This window comes from Borreliella lanei, assembly GCF_014205895.1.
Taxonomy (GTDB): Bacteria; Spirochaetota; Spirochaetia; order Borreliales; family Borreliaceae; genus Borreliella; species Borreliella lanei.
The window spans coordinates 80954-99846 of sequence record NZ_JACHFC010000002.1; the positions used below are offsets into that span (position 1 = coordinate 80954).

General features: G+C 30.7%; 20 protein-coding genes. All 20 read right to left on the reverse strand.

Features of this window, described 5'->3' with window-relative positions; all coding sequences use genetic code 11:
* Position 1: 1 nt before the first annotated feature.
* Genes HNQ06_RS02580 through HNQ06_RS02675 form a run of 20 tightly spaced genes read right to left on the reverse strand, consistent with a single transcriptional unit; the run spans position 2 to position 18883 of the window.
* The gene (locus HNQ06_RS02580) at positions 2-1180 is read right to left on the reverse strand and encodes a flagellar hook-length control protein FliK (RefSeq protein ID WP_184107394.1); all 1179 of its coding nucleotides are present in this window, start codon (positions 1178-1180) and stop codon (positions 2-4) included.
* Between the two features lie 7 nt (positions 1181-1187).
* Complete coding sequence (locus HNQ06_RS02585) at positions 1188-1805, reverse strand: periplasmic-type flagellar collar protein FlbB (protein WP_184107395.1); 618 nt, start codon at positions 1803-1805, stop codon at positions 1188-1190.
* On the reverse strand, positions 1798-2229 hold the full coding sequence (locus HNQ06_RS02590; protein WP_184107396.1) for a flagellar protein FlbA: 432 nt from the start codon (positions 2227-2229) through the stop codon (positions 1798-1800). The genes HNQ06_RS02585 and HNQ06_RS02590 overlap by 8 nt, the downstream gene beginning before the upstream one ends.
* Positions 2226-3536, reverse strand: coding sequence for a flagellar protein export ATPase FliI (gene fliI / locus HNQ06_RS02595; RefSeq protein ID WP_184107397.1), 1311 nt, complete (start codon positions 3534-3536; stop codon positions 2226-2228). Before fliI ends, HNQ06_RS02590 begins: the two co-directional genes overlap by 4 nt.
* Positions 3537-3554: 18 nt before the next feature.
* The gene (fliH, locus tag HNQ06_RS02600; protein WP_184107398.1) at positions 3555-4475 is read right to left on the reverse strand and encodes a flagellar assembly protein FliH; all 921 of its coding nucleotides are present in this window, start codon (positions 4473-4475) and stop codon (positions 3555-3557) included.
* Between the two features lie 14 nt (positions 4476-4489).
* Entirely contained in the window at positions 4490-5524 is a 1035-nt protein-coding gene (gene fliG / locus HNQ06_RS02605; RefSeq protein ID WP_002556889.1) for a flagellar motor switch protein FliG, read from the reverse strand.
* Positions 5525-5539: 15 nt separating this feature from the next.
* Entirely contained in the window at positions 5540-7249 is a 1710-nt protein-coding gene (gene fliF / locus HNQ06_RS02610) for a flagellar basal-body MS-ring/collar protein FliF (RefSeq protein ID WP_184107399.1), read from the reverse strand.
* 14 nt (positions 7250-7263) lie between these two features.
* The gene (gene fliE, locus HNQ06_RS02615; RefSeq protein WP_184107400.1) at positions 7264-7599 is read right to left on the reverse strand and encodes a flagellar hook-basal body complex protein FliE; all 336 of its coding nucleotides are present in this window, start codon (positions 7597-7599) and stop codon (positions 7264-7266) included.
* An 11-nt stretch (positions 7600-7610) separates the two neighbouring features.
* Positions 7611-8069: a flagellar basal body rod protein FlgC gene (gene flgC, locus HNQ06_RS02620; protein ID WP_184107401.1), complete on the reverse strand. Its 459-nt coding sequence runs from the start codon at positions 8067-8069 to the stop codon at positions 7611-7613.
* 23 nt (positions 8070-8092) lie between these two features.
* Complete coding sequence (flgB, locus tag HNQ06_RS02625; protein ID WP_184107402.1) at positions 8093-8500, reverse strand: flagellar basal body rod protein FlgB; 408 nt, start codon at positions 8498-8500, stop codon at positions 8093-8095.
* A gap of 34 nt (positions 8501-8534) precedes the next feature.
* Positions 8535-9881, reverse strand: coding sequence for an ATP-dependent protease ATPase subunit HslU (hslU, locus tag HNQ06_RS02630; RefSeq protein WP_184107403.1), 1347 nt, complete (start codon positions 9879-9881; stop codon positions 8535-8537).
* The gene (gene hslV / locus HNQ06_RS02635) at positions 9874-10422 is read right to left on the reverse strand and encodes an ATP-dependent protease subunit HslV (protein WP_184107404.1); all 549 of its coding nucleotides are present in this window, start codon (positions 10420-10422) and stop codon (positions 9874-9876) included. The genes hslU and hslV overlap by 8 nt, the downstream gene beginning before the upstream one ends.
* Before the next feature lie 8 nt (positions 10423-10430).
* Entirely contained in the window at positions 10431-11375 is a 945-nt protein-coding gene (gene dprA / locus HNQ06_RS02640) for a DNA-processing protein DprA (RefSeq protein ID WP_184107405.1), read from the reverse strand.
* 9 nt (positions 11376-11384) lie between these two features.
* Positions 11385-12077: a tetratricopeptide repeat protein gene (locus HNQ06_RS02645; protein ID WP_184107406.1), complete on the reverse strand. Its 693-nt coding sequence runs from the start codon at positions 12075-12077 to the stop codon at positions 11385-11387.
* Positions 12078-13277: a cell division protein FtsZ gene (gene ftsZ / locus HNQ06_RS02650; protein ID WP_184107407.1), complete on the reverse strand. Its 1200-nt coding sequence runs from the start codon at positions 13275-13277 to the stop codon at positions 12078-12080.
* 21 nt (positions 13278-13298) lie between these two features.
* Positions 13299-14540 (reverse strand): cell division protein FtsA, encoded by a 1242-nt coding sequence (ftsA, locus tag HNQ06_RS02655; RefSeq protein ID WP_184107408.1) that lies wholly within the window; start codon positions 14538-14540, stop codon positions 13299-13301.
* Complete coding sequence (locus tag HNQ06_RS02660; RefSeq protein ID WP_184107409.1) at positions 14540-15283, reverse strand: cell division protein FtsQ/DivIB; 744 nt, start codon at positions 15281-15283, stop codon at positions 14540-14542. The genes ftsA and HNQ06_RS02660 overlap by 1 nt, the downstream gene beginning before the upstream one ends.
* A gap of 34 nt (positions 15284-15317) precedes the next feature.
* On the reverse strand, positions 15318-16376 hold the full coding sequence (gene ftsW / locus HNQ06_RS02665) for a putative lipid II flippase FtsW (protein ID WP_184107512.1): 1059 nt from the start codon (positions 16374-16376) through the stop codon (positions 15318-15320).
* 42 nt (positions 16377-16418) lie between these two features.
* Entirely contained in the window at positions 16419-17474 is a 1056-nt protein-coding gene (gene mraY, locus HNQ06_RS02670) for a phospho-N-acetylmuramoyl-pentapeptide-transferase (RefSeq protein WP_184107410.1), read from the reverse strand.
* Positions 17475-17491: 17 nt separating this feature from the next.
* Positions 17492-18883, reverse strand: a complete 1392-nt coding sequence (locus HNQ06_RS02675; protein WP_184107411.1) for a UDP-N-acetylmuramoyl-tripeptide--D-alanyl-D-alanine ligase — start codon at positions 18881-18883, stop codon at positions 17492-17494.
* Positions 18884-18893 lie beyond the last annotated feature (10 nt).

An 18893-nucleotide genomic window follows, 5' to 3' on the forward strand; every position in this document is an offset into this window, starting at 1 on the left:
TCTAAACAATTAAATTAACATTTTTATCTACATCGTAAGAAAATTCAACCTCTTCTTCAATTTGAAAAAATTTATTATAACCAAAATGGAAATTTTGATCCTTAGGGTCGTCTTTAAAATCTCCAGTAAAAGAATTTAAATTTTCACCTGCAAGAAAAAGATTTAAGCTGGCATTAAAACCACTCTCACCAAGCATTTTATTTAATGAATGCATATTTTGGTCAAAAAGCATTTTAACATTTTGATTATCCACTACAATCTTTCCCAATAAATTATTATTCGAATCAAGGTTTAAATTAATTCGTATACTACCAAGCTCTTTGGGCTTTAAAACCAACTTAATCTCTCCTGTATTATTCGATTTTAACACAACTTTAGCTTTATCCACAATATTTTTATTAATCTTAAGATTCCATTCAGGCTTTAAACTGCTGACAAAATCAAAACCTTCAACCTCTTTAGAGCTTTTTACATTATAATTGGCAAATTCTTCAACAAAGCCCTTTAAAGAATCGTTTGATATTTCTTTAACTTTATACCTATCAACAAAATTTTGACCATCAATTGCATTTAAGCTAAACTTTGAAAAAACAAAATCATTATGATCACCATTATTCTTTTTGAAATTTTTCACATCAATGTTAATAACATTCTTTTCTTCCTTTTTATCATTTAAGCTTATCTGATTATAATAATCATCAATCAAAGTAGTTAAAAAATCAAAACCCAAAAAAGAGCCCAAATCATTAAAAGCCAAACAAAGTCTTTCGATTTTTTCAAAAAATTTTTCTTTACCTAGAAAATCAAAATTGGATGATAAGCTTTCTTTAATGCTATTTAAGCCTTCAAAATCTAAAAAAACATTCATTCTAGCAATCAAGGATTTCAAATCGGAAACAAAAGTCTCATTATCAAGTTTTTTTAAAAAAAGGGATTTATTTAAAAGTGATTTTTTTAAATTTTTAGAAACAAGTCCATTGTCTTTAAAAAAATTTAAAAAATCAAATATCATAAATTTTGCCTTAGCTAATTTTTTAGATTCAGAAGACATGATATTTAAAAAAGAGCTCGCATTTTCTTTAGATTCCATTTTAGAAACATTTAAATTCAACCCTTTAATTGTATTCAAGAGATTTAATTTGTTGCCATAAGCTTTACTTAAATTTAATAAATTACTCATATACGCACTACTCCAATGAACTAACAGACATTTTTCTAATCAATATAGCAGCTTTTTTAGAATCCATAAGAGATAACCAATAAGGAACAATTGACAAACGTCCTTCTTTTTTAGAAAGTTCTTCAATTTTACGCATATAAGATATTGCAAGCTCGGGATTTAAATCTTCAAGCCGCTTAACAGCATCTTCTGGTGGCATATTCATTAAATATACAGCTGTTTGCAAAATATTTGCTTCCTCATCATTATATTTATTTATAATGTCATCTATTACCTTTTGCTTTAAATCTAAATCTTTCTGCTTTTGCTTAAGCTCAAATTCAAGCTTATTTAAGCTGTCTTCTTTTAACTTTAGATCTTCCTTAAGCTTTTCAATCTGCTGATTCTTAATATCAATAGCTTCTCTTTCCTTCACAAGTCTAGCTTCATCAAGAATTATATTAGAATTATGATCAAAGACCAGAGAAGTTTCTCCTAAAAACTTAGTTCTTACAAATTCGGGGAAATATCTTTTAGTATTATACATTCCAATAAAATCAATAAAGAATAATACAAAGAAAAATAAAATAACAATTAAAAATAACAAAAAAAATGCCCTAAAAAAGAACGATAAAAAATTATTCACTTTCATTCCTTAGATTTTGACAAACTTTATAATTTACATGCTCATCTAGCATTAAGCTTTCTTTTTTTTCTCTATTTTTAATTATAGAATTATTTAAAGTTTTTATTAATATTTTAATCTTTTTTTCTTGTCTATATTTATCCACATAAATATCATAATACTTGTTATAATGCTTTTTAAGCTCTTCAAGAATTTTAAAATTTTGGGTTTTTTTATAATTTAAACAGTCTATATAACCTCTTATATAAAGATCATTAAAGCTATTCAAGTTTTTTAAAAGATTGGAAATTCCATCTGAAAACTGATTTATTTTTGTAATTTTCTTATTTATATTCATTAAGTCTCTCTCGCTTAGCTTTCGAAAATAGGTTCTAATCGTCAATATTCTATTAAGCTTTTGTTTTCTAAAGTTTAAATCATTCAAGATAATATTTCCTTTATTTCATCTTCTAAATTTTCAAAATCAAATGTTTCATTTATTCCTTGAGAAATAAAATCAATAATCTTAGGATACTTGGAAATTGCAAAATCAACATCCTTATTGGATCCTTTAAGATAAATTCCTGTTCTAATAAGATCTTCATAATCTTTATAAATAGACAATAAATTTCTAGCTTTCATTATTAATTTTTGTTTTTCTAGACTCATTATTCTATGAATAGATCTTGAAGTTGAACTTAAAACATTTATTGAAGGATAAATTCCCCTATCAAACAAATCTCTGTCTAAAATAATATGGCCATCCAAAACAGCTTTAATATTATCGGCTACAGGCTCTGTAAAATCATCTCCCTCAACAAGAACAGTATAAAACCCAGTAACACTTCCCCCATTACCATTAAAGCCTGATCTCTCAAGCAAAATTGGAATTTCAACAAAAACAGAAGGCGGGTAACCTTTAGCTACCGGGGGCTCCCCTAAAGAAAGAGACATCTCTCTTTTAGCATTTGCAAATCTAGTAATAGAGTCAAAAAGCAAAACCACATCTTTGCCTTGCTCCCTAAAGTATTCTGCTATCATAGTAGCAACATAAGCTCCCTTATACCTTGAAATGGGCGATTCATCAGAAGTTGAAACAACTAAAACACTTTTTTTTAAACGCTCTTCACCAAGTTCATGTTCAATAAACTCATTAAGCTCTCGACCCCTTTCCCCAATAAAAGCAATAACGTTTACATCTGCATTTGAATTTTTTGCAATCATGCCAAGCAAAGTAGATTTACCAACACCAGAACCAGAAAAAATACCAACTCTTTGCCCTTTTGCAACTGGCAAAAACCCATCAAGAACCTTAACTCCTGTTAATATTTGATCTTCAAAAATACTTCTACTAATTGGATTAATTTTTTCAAAAATTAACTCTTTATAACTATTGTTCAAAAATGACCCTTTATTATCAATAGGCCTGCCAAGAGAATCAATAACTCTACCCAAAAGCTCATCACTAAGATTTATTTCTAGCCCTTTGTTTAAAGAATAAACCTTATTTCCAACTTCAATCCCGCTAAATCCTTCATAAGCCATAAGGCTAACATAAGGACCATTAAATCCTAAAACCTCTGCATATACTTTTTTGCCATTTCTTTGATCAATTAAACACAAATCTCCAATAGCGCACTGAGGCCCTAAACTTTCAACTAAAAGACCTTTTATTTTTTGTACTCTGCCAATAAAAGAAACGGTTTCAATATCATCTACTTGACTTAAATAATTTTCAAAAAAATTGCTCACTAAAATTCCTTTAGACACTTAACTTAATAACGAAAAATTTTTAAACTTTTCCTCTATTTTATCAAGTTGAGAAGAAATGCGCGCATCAATCTCTCCAAAATTAGTTTCAATTATACAACCTCCTTTGCCTATGTTAGGATCTTCTATGATCTCTAAATTTTCTATAACATCAAATCTAGAAATAAAATCACTCTTTTTATGTCTAACAATATCTAAATCATCAAGATTTACGCGAATAGTTATCTGAGTTTTATCTTTTACCCTTTTCAAAACCTCATTAACATTTTCCAAGACAATATCTTTTTGAGAATCTGTAATTCTCTTAATAACCTTAATTGCAATCTGCATAACAAGACTTACTATCTGACCGCTCGAGGATTCAAGAATACCTTTCCTTTCGGCAATCAGAGATGCTATTATAGCATGTAACTTTCTCATGACTTTATCAAAATCTTCAAAACCACATTCATAACCTTTGCTATACCCCTCTTCCCTGCCTTTAGCTGTTGCTATCTCAAGATCTGTTTTTAATTTTTCCTCATACTCTCTTGCCAATCTTTCAATCTCAGCATTAGATTCAGTCTCAATAGATTCTTTCTTATAAATAGCTTCTCTTTGCAAAAGATCTGCTTCTTGTTTGGCTGCCTCTAATACTTCATTGGCCTTTACCCTAGCCTCTTCAATAAGCCGCTTAGATTCAATTTGAACTTCCTCTTTGGCAAGCTCTTGCCTTTTAGCAAGCTCTTCCTCAAGTCGTAATTTTTCATCTCTTAAAAGCTGTAACTCTTCTTTAAGATTGGCAATTTGACTGTCTATGTCGTAAACCTTGCCTTCCTTCTCCTTGATTTCCAAAGATTCAAAAACGGGCTTTGCTATCTCAACAAACTCAAACTTTGCTAAATTATCAACTTCTGATGATTTATATAAAACCTTAGGCAAACAAAACTCCTTTATCAGACAAGCACATCTTCCTCACCACCTCTTGAAATAACTATTTCTCCCTGTTCTTCTAATTTTCTTATAAGAGAAACAATTTTTTGCTGCGATTCCTCAACATCTTTTCGCCTAGTAGGTCCCAAAAATTCCATGTCCTCCTTAAGCATTGAAGCCGCTCTTTTTGACATGTTTTTGAAAATTTTTTCTTGGACAGGAATATCTACAGATTTTAAAGCTTTTGCTAACTCTTGACCATCTATTTCTCTTAAAACTCTTTGTATAGATCTGTCATCAAGCAAAACTATATCCTCAAATACAAACATTTTCTTCTTAATCTCTTCTGCAAGCTCTGGATCTTCTTCTTCAAGAGATTCAATAATAAACTTCTCCGTCTTTCTATCAGCCATATTAATTATCTCAACAACATTATCAACTCCTCCTGCTGATGTGTAATCTTCTGAAGAAAGAGAAGCTAGTTTTTTCTCAAGAACTCTTTCAACCTCTCTTACAACCTCAGGAGAAGTTCTATCCATTAATGCGATTCTTCTTGCAACATTGGTTTGCACCTCTGTAGGCAAACTAGAGAGAATAAAAGAAGCCTTTTGGGGATCAAGATATGAAAGGATTAAAGCAATTGTTTGAGGATGTTCTTGTTGAATAAAGTTTAAAATATTTGCAGGATCTGCTCTTCTTACAAATTCAAAAGGTCTAGACTGTAAAGCAGAACCCAAATTATTAATAATATCAACTGCTTTTTGAGTCCCAAGAGATTTTTCAAGAAGTTCTCTTGCATAATCAATTCCACCCTTTTGAATAAATTCTTGAGCCATCATTAATTCTTTAAACTCTAAAAGAACATTATCTTTAAGCTCAGAAGTAATTGTCTCAAGCTTTGCTATCTCAAATGTCAAAGACTCTATCTCTTCTTGAGAAAGATACTTAAACACTTTAGAAGAGATTTCAGAGCCTATTGAAACCAACAAAATAGCAGCCTTTTGCTTGCCTGTTAAAGCAGAAACATCCAGAATCTCCTTTTCTTTTTTTTCTTCCATATCAATTACTACCTTTTACGCGTTTTTCAAAAGCCATGTTCTTATAAGCTTAGCAACATCTTCTGGCTTTTCTCTGGCTAAAAGCTCAGCATTGCTTTGAAGCTCATCGCCTTCTCTAATCCCACCAACAACATCGTCAACGCCAATATCGTCACTACCATCCATCAAGGCTTGTTGACGCCTTAAATGTGCTTGCTTTGCCAATTCTTCTTCTCTAAGACGTCTTCGTCTTTCAAGTTCTCTAGAAATAGCAAAAAATATCGTAAATACTAAAATTAATAATGAAAATACTATGCTTGCAATAAATAAAAAATATTTAAACCTTTCACTTGCAAAATAATTTTCATCTATTTCTCTAAATTCATTCATACGATCAAAAGATATATTTCTAACAGTTATTGAATCACCTCTTTCTGGCTTATATTCAAAAGAACTTTGCAAAACATCTTCAATATTTTTTATTTCTTCTAATGCCATAGGCTTATATTCTCTTTTTCTCATTCCATTTTCTATTACGTAATCTCCCTTCTCATCGTACACAAAATTCCAAATACCATCCACGAAAATACCAAGAGAAACACCTACAATCCTAGCAGGCTCTTTTTCACTTGTAGATTTTTTTTCATTTAAAGCAACATTTTTGATCTCTTGAGACTCATTATATTTACCAGTAATATCACTTAAATCCTGATATTCAGGGGGAGTATTGCCTTCCTGCCCAGGAGGTCCCCACGGACTATATCCTTGTCCCTGATATTCTTTTTTTTGAGTTTGAGAAGATATAATAGTTGAATCGCTTACTTTTCTGGTATTATAAGAAGCTTTTGGATCTTGGGATTGAAGCTCAATAGGAGCATACTCTTTAGACTCTGTAGTTTCTTTTGAAGTGTCAAGCTTTACATTTACTCTTGCTATCATAAATCTATCAACAGACAATACCTTACTTAATGCAGAGTCGATTTCACCTCTAAGCATAGCTTCATACTTAAGCTTTAACTTGCGTTCTTTTTCTGCTAAATCTATTCTATCTATTCCATCCAAATTAGAAAAATCATTTAAGATGGTTCCGCTATTATCAACAATAGCAATATTATCAGATTCAAGACCTTCAATGGCATACTGAATAAGCTTAACAAGTCCTTCAACTTTTTTCCTATTGGTAATAATATCAGAACCGGGCCTTGGGGTAATTCTAACAGATGCCTTAACAGGCTCTTGGGACTCTTTAAAAAGAGCTTTTTCAGGCATAACAAGATTCACACTAACAGCATCAACATCATCTAAAGCTACAATATGCTGTTCAACTGCTCTTGTAATAGATCTTCTTAGATTAATGCTTCTTTCAAAATCAGTAATAGTCCACCTATCAATATCAAACAAAGCCCATGGATCCATATGAACGGGCACAAGCTCTTCTCTGACAAGAATTGCTCTCATTTTTTTTGCAAGCTTTTCATCATCTAAATAAATTCTTCCATCGGAACTCAAAAAATACTTAACATCTTCCCTGTCAAGTCTTTGCGATATCCTATCTAAGAGATATTGATCTTTAATTTCAACTCCAAAAAGAGCAATACTTTGACTTTTAGTAGAAAACCCTATTAAAAAAATAAGCGCAAGAATCACAAAAAAAATAATCAATCCTAAGGCTACTTTCTGAACCGTACTAGCTTTTTTGAAGATTCCTTTTGCTGAAACAAAAAAATTAGTAAAAAAATTGCTCAAAATCTTATGGCTCCTTAACGAATATTGATTATATCTTGATAAGCCTTCACACCTCTCTCAACAACGGCCTTTAAAATGCTTAAGTTCATATTAGCTTTAGACATCGCTATTACAACATCATGAACATCAATGCCACTTGGCCTAAGAACAGCTTGTTCTGTAACTTTAGAAACATTTAATTGGCTTTTGTTAACATCAGTAATCGAATTTATTAAAACATCCTTAAAAGTTTTAATATCATTCTCTTTAGAATTACTTTTAGAACTAAAAAGATTCACATCAAAATGCAAAGGATTTTTTTTAACCAAATTAATATTATTTTCTGTAAAAAAAGCATCTATTCTCACCAATGATCTCTCCTTTAGCCTTGAAGTATAGCTAACGCGCTTCTAAACATAGACTTACTGCTATTGATGACAGTAGAATTTGCCTCATAAGCACGAGAAGCTGAAATCATATCTACCATTTCTTCAACTAAATTAACATTGGGAAGCTCTACATAACCTTTTTTATCTCCAGAGCTTATTGAATCAGGATGAGTTGGATCATATTTTAACTTTAATGGAGATTTATCTTTTTCAATGCTAGCAACCCTAACTCCTTGGCCAATACCATTATCAAGATAATCTGGAATAAAAGGCCCTTTCCAATAAGGATTATTAACCCTTGGTGCAAAAATAATCCTTTGCCTTCTATAAGGCCCGCCATCAGGGGTCCTAGAAGTAGAAACATTTGCAATATTATTAGAAATAACATCAATCCTTAACCTTTGCGCTGTTAATCCCGTTGAAGCTACATTAATGCTTGAAAACAATCCCATTTTACATTCCTTAAGATATTAATTTATTTTAATACAATATTTATACTTTTAAAATAATGCGCCTGAACATTAGTCATAAGATGATACATCATTTGGTTTTGTACAAGTGCCTTAACCTCAGAATCAATATCAACATTATTGCCATTATTATTCATAGTTGAAAAATGATCAAGAACTCTGTGGGGCTTGACATCTGAATACTTTAGATTTTTAAACCCAGACAAGTGCTTATCACTAGATTTGATTAAATCTAGATCGTTTTTATCTTTATTTAAAAAAGCCTTTTCAAGCTCTGACTCAAAAGAAATTTTGCTTCTTTTAAAATTTGGAGTATCTACATTTGCTATATTGTCAGAAATAACGCTTTGTCTTAAGCTTAGAACATCTAAATATCTATGTGAAAAATCTACAGATCTTTCAAAATCATTCAAATTGAAACCCCCCTCTGTTTAAAATTGCTTTTAACTAAATTATATAATAATTTAAATCTTTTTGTTCGTTAATTTGTATTTTTTTATTAACATAGTCCAAGTTTATTTCAAATTTTTTCAACTTACTACCAGGCACTTCGAAAAAAAGATCTGCAAGCACTCTTTCCATAACACCGTGAAGTCTTCTGGCACCAAGATTTTCACTCTCAAGATTCATATTAAAAGTAAGCTCTGCAATTCTATCTATAGCCTCTTCGCTAAACTTTAAATCCAAATTATAAACCTTAAACATCGCAACATATTGTTTTATTAAAGAATTTTTTGTTTGTTTTAAAATTTTTTTCAAATCGTCTATGCTTAGACTCTTAAGTTCAACCTTAATCGGAAATCTTCCTTGAAGCTCGGGTATTAAATCAGAAGGTTTGGCCAAATTAAATGCTCCTGCCGCAATAAATAAAATATGAGAAGTATCAATTATTCCATATTTTGTATTAACTTTAGAACCTTCAATAATTGGCAAAATATCTCTTTGAACGCCTTCTCTGGACACATCATTGCCACTTCTATTCTTAGCAGCTATTTTATCGATCTCATCAATAAAAATAATTCCCATATTTTCAACTTTAGATTTTGCAATATCTGAAATGTTTTCGTGATCAACCAATTTTTCAAGCTCTTCTGCTAATATTATTTCCTTTGCCTTTTTAATCTTCAATTCTCTTTTCTTTTTTCTATCAAATATATTGCCCAGCAAACTGCCAATCCCCATATCAATCTCTTCAAAATTACCACCCGTAAATATTTCTATTGTAGAAAATGGCATTTTACTAGAAATTTGTATTTCAATAGTAGTATTATCAAGCTCACCTGCTCTAAGCTTTTTTCTAAGCTTATCTTTTACCTTTTCTTCTGCCTTTATTTCATTTGGATCCATATTCTCAGAATTACCAGATCCTTTAAAAAGACTCTCAACTATTCTCTCCTCTGTTCTTACTAAAGCATCATCTCTTACAGTGCTATACATCTCCTCTTTTACCATATTAACTGCAATGCCCATTAAATCTCTAACCATAGATTCAACATCACGACCAACATAGCCAACTTCAGTATATTTTGTAGCTTCAACTTTAATAAAAGGAGCTTTAATTAATTTAGAAAGTCTTCTTGCAATCTCGGTCTTCCCAATGCCAGTTGACCCAATCATAATAATATTTTTAGGCATTACCTCATCTTTTATTTCTTTTGGAAGCCTAGACCTTATATATCTATTAACAAGAGCAATTGATACTAATTTTTTAGCTTCGTCTTGACCTATTATATATTTATCAAGTTCTGCAACTACATCTTTAGGAACTATATGGTGCTCTTCTAATTTATTCATTTTCAATCTCCTCAAGCACAATGTTAGAATTAGTATATATACACACTCTTGCTGCTATTTTTAAAGATCTAAGTGCAACCTCAAAAGCACTTAATTTTTTGTTCTCCATATAAGCAAGAGCTGCTGAATATGCATAATTACCACCACTGCCAATTGAAATAACGTCCTCTTCAGGCTCAACAACATCACCAGTGCCAGAAATCAAAAGAATATTGTTAGCATCAGCAACAAGCATCATAGCCTCAAGCTTATGAAGTATTTTGTCAGAACGCCAATCTTTTGCAAGGTCAACAGCCGCCCTTTTAATATCAATCAAACCATCACCTTTTGCTTTGATTTTTTCTTCAAATTTTTCAAAAAGAGTAATTGCATCAGATGTTGAACCTGCAAATCCTGCCAAAATTTTCCCATTAAGCAATTTTCGTATTTTAATAGCATTACTCTTTAAAACAGTATGTCCAAAAGTTACTTGTCCATCTGCTGCCACCACAGTCTTACCATTTTTTTTTATTGCAATAACTGTAGTTCCTTTAAAGCCCATATTACCCCCTATTTATATACCTCTTTTAAAAGTTCTCCAATAAGAACATCAGATACATTTTTACAATCACAACAATCTTTAGAATCATCTTCAATATTATTGGAATCTACATATTTAATATTTAATAAAGCATAAAGATCTTTAACAGTTTTTATCTCTTGCGCACCAAAACTATGCAAGTTTACGGCTCCATCACCACAAAAATCTAAATCATAAACATAAACATCAAGTCCTAAGTCAAGACCAAGTTCAGCTGTAATTAAAGCTCCTGATTTTAAGGGCGCATAGGTTATAAAAATAGCATCCGATAGACCTGAGACCAATCTATTTCTTTTAGCAAAAAAATAATTTTGAATTTTATCAAATGGCAAAGTCTCAGTAATTATTCCTCCACCTTGTTCTAAAAGCTTAAAAACATATTTTCGATTTTGCTTAGGATAAATATTATCAATATCTGTTGGAATAACAGCAAATGTTCTCTTATTCTCATTTATTGCTGCTATATGAGCTTCAATATCGGCTCCAATTGCAAATCCAGAAACAATCTCTACACCATTTTTTGCAAGATGTGAAGAAAATTCTCTTGTTCTCTCAGCAAGAGTTTTGCTAATTTTTCTAGAACCAACAACAGCCCAAGACAATGAAGAACAATCTGGTAAATTGCCCTTGTAGTAAATAGCAAAAGGGGGGTCATAAATTCTTTTAAGCTTATTAGGATAAAATTTAGACCCTAGAATAGCAACTTTGGCCTTTGTTCTTTGAATAACTTTTTCTTGCAATTCTACTAATTTTAGATCGGGCAACTTAAACGATCTTCTAAATGATTTTAGAAGATAAGACTCAATGTCCTTCTGAGTCAATTTAATAACATCATTAAAATCAAAATTATTAAAAAGTTTTAATTTTTCTTTACCTTTTAAAAATTTTAAATTATCAATATAAAGCAATTTCATCATAAATGATTACTTCAAATTACTCATGATCCTAGAAACACCTTCTTTTTGCTCTTCAGTTGAAGCCTTTTTACTAGCTTTATCATAAAACAATATAGCATTACCAAGATCACCTAGCGAATAATAATTTGCACCTCTTAACATTAAAAACTCAAAATAGTCCTCACCCATATCACCAAGTTTATTTAAATAATTTTTAGCTTCAAGTTGTTTGTCAAGATCATATACATACATATTAGAAATAGCAAAAAGAGAATCTTTAAAATCATCTCTAATTGAAAGTGATTTCAAAAAAGAATTTTCAGCAAGAATTATGTATTTCTCAACTTCATCTTTTACTCTTAAATTTTTAGCTAAATTATAAGAAGCAACACCTATATAAAAATGAGACAAATAATTATTGGAGTTGATTTCTAAATTTTTAGCAAAATATTCAATAGCAGGTCCATACTGGCCAAGCTTAAAAAATTCAAGACCAATCAAATTAAAAAATCTTGCTTTCTTATCGATAGAATTAACTATCTTTAAAATATTTTTATCTTCTTTTTCAATAAATTCCCTATAAACTTCAATCTTAGATTCAGATCCACCGCCTGAAATTTCCAATTCCCTTAATCTAAGCCCAAGATTTGATTTTTCTTTAGATTCACTACCACAAGATAAAAATAAATTAACAAAAATTATTAACGACAAAATTTTCATCTAATCATCGCTACTTTTTTTATTTAAATTCCTAAGAAATGTTGGAACATCAATGTCATCATCAAAATAATTAACATTTTTGGACTTAGTAGCAAAAGAAGAATCTTGTTGCTCATAAGATCCAGAAGGAATATTTTGATTGCCTGACATTAAAGTGTCAAACTCTTTAGAACTTAAAGTATTATTTTCTGGCGCACTAGATATTTCTTTTTGCTTTTTAGATGCAAAACCTGTAGCAACAACTGTAACGTAAATCTCATCTTCAAGATTTGAATTAATAGCATGGCCATATATTACAGTAGCCTCATCATCAACACTAACAGTAATTATACCCATAATCTCTTCAAGTTCAAGCAATGAAAAATCATCTCCGCCAGTAACATTAACAAGAAGCCCTTTAGACCCTTCAATACGAACTTCCTCAAGTAGTGGATTGCTAATAGCAGAAGTTGCAGCATCAACAGCCCTGTTTTCGCCCTTACCATATCCTATTCCCATTAAAGCATCACCTTGACCTTGCATAATGCTTTTAACATCAGCAAAATCAATATTAACCTCTCCGTGCTCAATAATAAGCCCTGCAATCCCTTGAACACCCATTCTAAGAACATCATCTGCACGCTTAAAAGCATCTTTAATGGTGGTCCTTTTGTCAACAACGGTTAAAAGCTTTTGATTTGGAATAATGATTAATGTATCTACAGACTTTCTTAAATTATTTATTCCTTGCTCAGCAAGTCTCAACTTCTTAGGACCTTCAAACTTAAAAGGCTTTGTTACAACTCCAACCGTTAAAATACCAAGCTCTTTTGCAACTTGCGCAATAACTGGAGCTGCTCCGGTTCCTGTCCCGCCTCCCATACCAGCAGTAATAAACACCATATCAGCACCAGAAAGATGATTGCGTATAACATCTATATCTTCCTCTGCTGCAGCTTGTCCAATCTCAGGCTTTCCCCCAGCACCAAGCCCTGCTGTAACTTTTGCTCCAAGAGCAATTTTTATGGGAGCAATAGAGGTTTGGAGAGCCTGAAGATCAGTATTAGCCACAATAAATTCAACATCTCTTACTCCATATTCAATCATACGATTAACAGCATTACTACCTCCTCCGCCCGCACCAATCACCTTAAGAATTGTAGGATTTGTAGTAGAATCAAATCTTCTTGTATGGCTATCAATCATATTATAATCTTTCATTAACGCTTCCTCCATGATTGGTCAAAACCATTCTTTCAAAAACCAACCTTTCAACTTTGAAGATATTTTATTTTTTCTTTTAACTTTACTGCTTACCTTCTTTAATTTATTGAATTTTTGTTGCTCGTGCTTATAAAGAACAAGACCAAGAGCTGAAGAAAACTTGGGATCTATGTGCTCTTCTCCAATTCCATTAATACTCATTGGCAAACCTATTCTTGCAGGATAATTAAATACTTCTTCTATTAAATTAGAAATACCTGGGAATAAAGCTCCTCCGCCTGTTAAAACTATCCCGCCATTAATTTTATTATAAAGTCCACGCTTAAGTATTTCCGCTCTCATCATTTCAAAAATTTCTCTCAGTCTTGAATTAATTATTATAGACAACTCTTTTCTACTTTTCTCTTGAGGAGGTCGAGTTCCAAGATTTGGAATAATTACAGTTTCCATTTGACTCTCAAGAATAGACGGATGAGCAATGCCAGCTGTTATTTTAATATTTTCAGCAACATCCTCAGGAACTTTCCAAACTTGCGCAATATCAAGCGTCACTCTATTAACACCAATAGGAATTACACCTGTATAATAAGGAGAACCATCAATATAAAGAATAATATCTGTTGTCCCTTTGCCCATATCAATAAACAAAACACCCATCTCGCGCTCTTCTTTAGAAAGAGTTGCATAAGATGAAGCTAAACTCCCAAGAACAACCTCATCAACGGCAAAGCCAGCTCGATTTACACATCTGACTAAATTCTGACTAGAAGAACTAGAGCCTGTAATAATGTGCACCTCTCCTTCAAGACGAATACCCATCATGTCTATTGGATTTTTTATATGGGGTATTCCATCTACAATAAATTCTTGAGGAATAACATGAAGAATTTCTCTATCCATTGGAATAACAATTGCCTTTGCTGCCTCGATTACCCTTTCAACATCTTCTTCGTTAATCTCTCTTGTTTTTGAATTTATTGCAACAACACCACGTGAATTAGTCCCCTCAACACTACTTCCAGACATAGAAACTGAAAGTGATGTAATATCACATCCTGAAATAAGCTCTGCGGCCTCAATAGAATTAGATATTGAATCAAGAGCCGCTTCAATATTTATTAGAACACCCTTCCTAACTCCTCTTGATATACTAGTGCCTATTCCAACTATTTCTAATTGATCATTCAAATTTACCTCAGCAACAACAGTACAAATTTTTGAAGTCCCAACATCTAAACCTACTATCAAATTCCTAGACACTAACTTTCTCCTAACAAAATGATATCACCACTTCTTAAATCTATAACGCCGGGTTTTCCTTTAAGTAAATTAACCGCAAGAAACACTTTATGCATCACATCTATTAAATCCATATCAACTGTTATCAATATTTTATTATATATACTTTTAATATACAAAATTACATTATAATCATAGAAATTCAATTTTAAAAAATTGACCTCTGATATTAAATTATACAAATATTTTTGATTTATTTTAAGATAATCAAGGCCTCTTACAATATTAAGCATTCTATCCTCTAGAAAATCTCCTACATTATTGTCACTTAAAACTAATCCGCTAATTACGGGCAAATCATAAATTAAATGCTTACTTTTTTCCAAAATTACACCATCTGATGCAATACAATAATAAGTAATATTACCATTTACGTTTTCTAAAGCAACAGCAATGGGTATTCTTTTTTCTATTTTAATATTAATTTTATTGGGAAACTTAAGATCAACTTTAACATTTTTTATCCTTAAATCTTTTTTAAGATTCTCCTCATATATTCTAACATCAGCATTATGATAGTATGTATTGGGCTTGATTCCTGAAATCTTGATTATATCCTCTTTAGAAAAAGAAATATCATTATTGATACTAATATACCTAATCAAAAAATAAGGAGACGCAAAAATAATGACTATTATTTCGAAAAAAATTAAAGACGTCAAGAAATATATATACTTAATTAAAAATTTCCTCTCAAAAATCATAACCTAACTCAATTACACTACTAGAAAAATCCAATCAATCATTGCTTAAATTTTTTGAAACATTTGAAATAAGGCCAGACAGCGCCATGGTAACAATAATAGAAGATCCCCCAGATGAAAAAAACGGTAAATTTATCCCGGTGGGAGGCAAAAGACCAATTGTAATTAAAATATTCATTATGCTTTGAAGAAAAATTGCAAGACTTGAAATAAATGCAATAAAAAATTTAAACCTACTATTAGAATGAATAGCTATAAAATAACCAAAGTAAAAAAACAAAAAAAATAAACTTATGGCAAACAAAACGCCTAAAAATCCCAATTCTTCTCCAAGAACTGAAAAAATAAAATCTGAATTGGCCTCTGGCAATTTTCCAAGTTTTACCTCTCCCATTCCCAGCCCTTTGCCTAAAAATCCTCCACTTTTCAAAGCATTAAGAGATGCTATTATCTGGTAACCTTTACCAGAAGGATCATCGTAAGGATTGAGAAAGGCAAAAATTCTAGAAACCCTATAAGGTTCAAGCATTAAGAATATAGCAGAAACTGGCAAAAAAGTAATCACAATAGCAAAAACATAGCTAAATGCCATATTAGAAACAAACAAAACAATAAAAAAAAGAATAGCAAAATAAATAGCTGTTGAATAATCGTTTTGCAAAATTATCAACACCCAAAAAATTGCAAAAATCAACATTGGCTTTATCCAATATGAAATACCATTGTTTTTTCTTGGATCAAACTTGCTTAAATAAGCTGAAAGATAAATAGTAAAAGATATTTTAAAAATCTCAGAAGGTTGAATACTAACACCTTGAAAGAATATCCATCTCTTTGCTCCAGAAATACTTGGAGATAAAAAAGTTGCCATAATTAAAAAAAGAGTTATAATCAATACAGGAAATATTGATTTTTTTAAAAAATTGAGAGAAATTCTCTCAAAAACAAGAAAAACTATAAAACTTAAAAAAAGATAATTAAGTCTTGTAAAAAATAAAAAATTTGGATTACCAGTCAATTCTAAGCTTAGGAAAAAGGAAGAAGTATAAAAAACTACAAGGCCATAGGCTACTAATAGCAGCAAAACAAGCAAATAACATGTCCTAAGTGAATTTATCTCTACAATCATAAAAAATTATCTGATTTTTATCGTGCTTAAAGCAATTATAGCAAATATTAACCCTATTATCCAAAATCTAATAACAACTTGCATTTCAGACCAGCCAAGTTCTTCAAAATGATGGTGAAGTGGAGCCATTTTAAATACTCTTTTTTTGGTTTTTTTGTAAACCAAAACTTGAATAATTACAGACATAGTTTCAATAATAAAAACACCCGCAAGAATAGAAAAAAGTATTTCACTTTTTAAAATCAAAGCTGCCATTCCAAGAATGGCGCCCAAAGCCAAACTACCTGTATCTCCCATCATAATTTTAGCAGGATAGGCATTAAACCATAAAAATCCAAAACTACCCCCAAGCAAAGCCCCAAGAAATATTACAAGCTCTTCAGAACCTTTAATATTTGGAATATGCAAATAAGCTGCAAAATCAGCCCTGCTTGTAAGATAAGCAATTATTATTAAAGCCCCTGTTATAACTATACTTAGTCCAATTGCAAGCCCATCAAGCCCATCTGTTAAATTAAATGAATTAGAAGCAGAAACTAAAATAAACATGCCAAAAGGAATATAAAACAACCCCAAATCTATTTGAAAAGACTTAATAAAAGGAAAATAGATTATACTAACATGATCACCACCAAAATAATATAGAATACCAACAGAAAAAAAAGAAAATATTATTTGTCCATAAATCTTAAATCGAGCTTTAAGTCCATCTGAAGTTTTCTTTTTAATTTTCAAAAAATCATCTATAAAGCCCAAAAAAGCAAATCCAAGCATAACAAAAACCATAATCAAAAAATAAACATTTAAAATGTTGCTCCAAAATACCAAAGAGATAAAAACACAAAAAAAAATAAGAATGCCCCCCATGGTAGGAATTCCTGCTTTTTCACTCAAATGTCTTTTAGGGCCATCTTCTCTTAAAATCTGATCGGCTCTTAATTTTTTCAGCCTTAAAATAATATAAGGACCCACAATCAAAGAAAGTAAAAATGCAAAAATTGTAGCATAAGCCATTCTAAAGGTAATATATTTGAGCAACCGCAAACCTAAAAGGCAAAACATAAAAACCCCATTATCATCTAAATATAATTTAAAATTCTCTCAAGCCTGTTAAACCTTGAGCCTTTAATGACAATAAAAACTGAGGGTTCCAAGCTTTTTAAAAAAAAATCAATAAATTTATCAAACTCGCTAAAATAATATAAACACTTTTCAACTAAATTTTCAGAATCTCTAACATCTAAAAATTCTTCACCAATTAAAAAAATTTTATCAAAATTCATTGAAACAGCCTCTTGAATTAAATCTTTGTGAGTTTTGTATGCAAATTCTCCAAGCTCTTTAAAAGACCCAAGAACTATAAATTTTTTGCTTTGGATATTAAGATCCAAAATCATATTTTTTAAGGCCATAAAAGAACCCATATTGCCATTATAAGAATCATTTAAAATTAAATATCCATTTTTTGTCAAAATTTCTGCTCTACCCTTTTGGAAAGCAGTTTCAATAAGACCCTCTCTTATTTCTTTTTCTTTCATTCCTAAAAATAAAGCTAAATTAATACACCCTATTGCATTAAAAATATTATGTCGCCCCAGCAATAAAATAGAATATTCAAACCCTTTGTAAACAAAATCAAAAGAAAATTTCCCTTCCAAAAAAGAAAATGATTTAATACTAAGATTTTCAAAATCAAAATAAACAATTTTAACATTTGGATTTACGATTTTTGCTCTTTTTTCAAGATAAACACAATAATCATTCATTTCATTTACAACAAAGATTTTAGTGTTTTTGCCAATTATTTTGCTCTTTTCAAAAGCAATAGCTTGTAATTCCTTGAAAGCTTGCATATGTGCATAGCTTATATTCGTAATAATAACAATCTCAGGTTTTAAAATTTGGGATAAAAGATCCATTTCTCCAACATAACTAACTCCAACTTCAAAAACAGCATATTCTTCATTACCCTCTACCCTCAAAACACTAAGAGGAAGACCAATGTCAGAATTTAAATTGCCCCAAGTTTTGTAAGTTTTATATTTTTTTGAAAGTATGCTATAAAGCATCTCTTTGGTTGTAGTTTTACCATTGCTACCTGTAATAGCAATTCTTTTAAAGCTTGTTCTTTCAATTAAAAACGATGCTAAAGTTTGAAGAAGTTTTATTACATTACTTGTAAGTAAAAAAACCAACTCTTCATTGTCATTCAAATATTTAATACACTCAGATTCATGATCTCTTGAGCATACAAAACATTTAACACCCAAATCAATTAAATATTTAACAAAAGAAAATCCATCCACTTTATTTCCCTTATATGCAAAATAAAGACTAACATTGATATTATCATCCTTTATTTCGCGACTATCTAACGAGTAAAAAGATACGATTCTTTCAATATTTTTTATATTCCCCACAAATTTTACATCTTTAGAAGAGATTAAAATATCCTTAATCTTTATACGCACTCAAACCTCA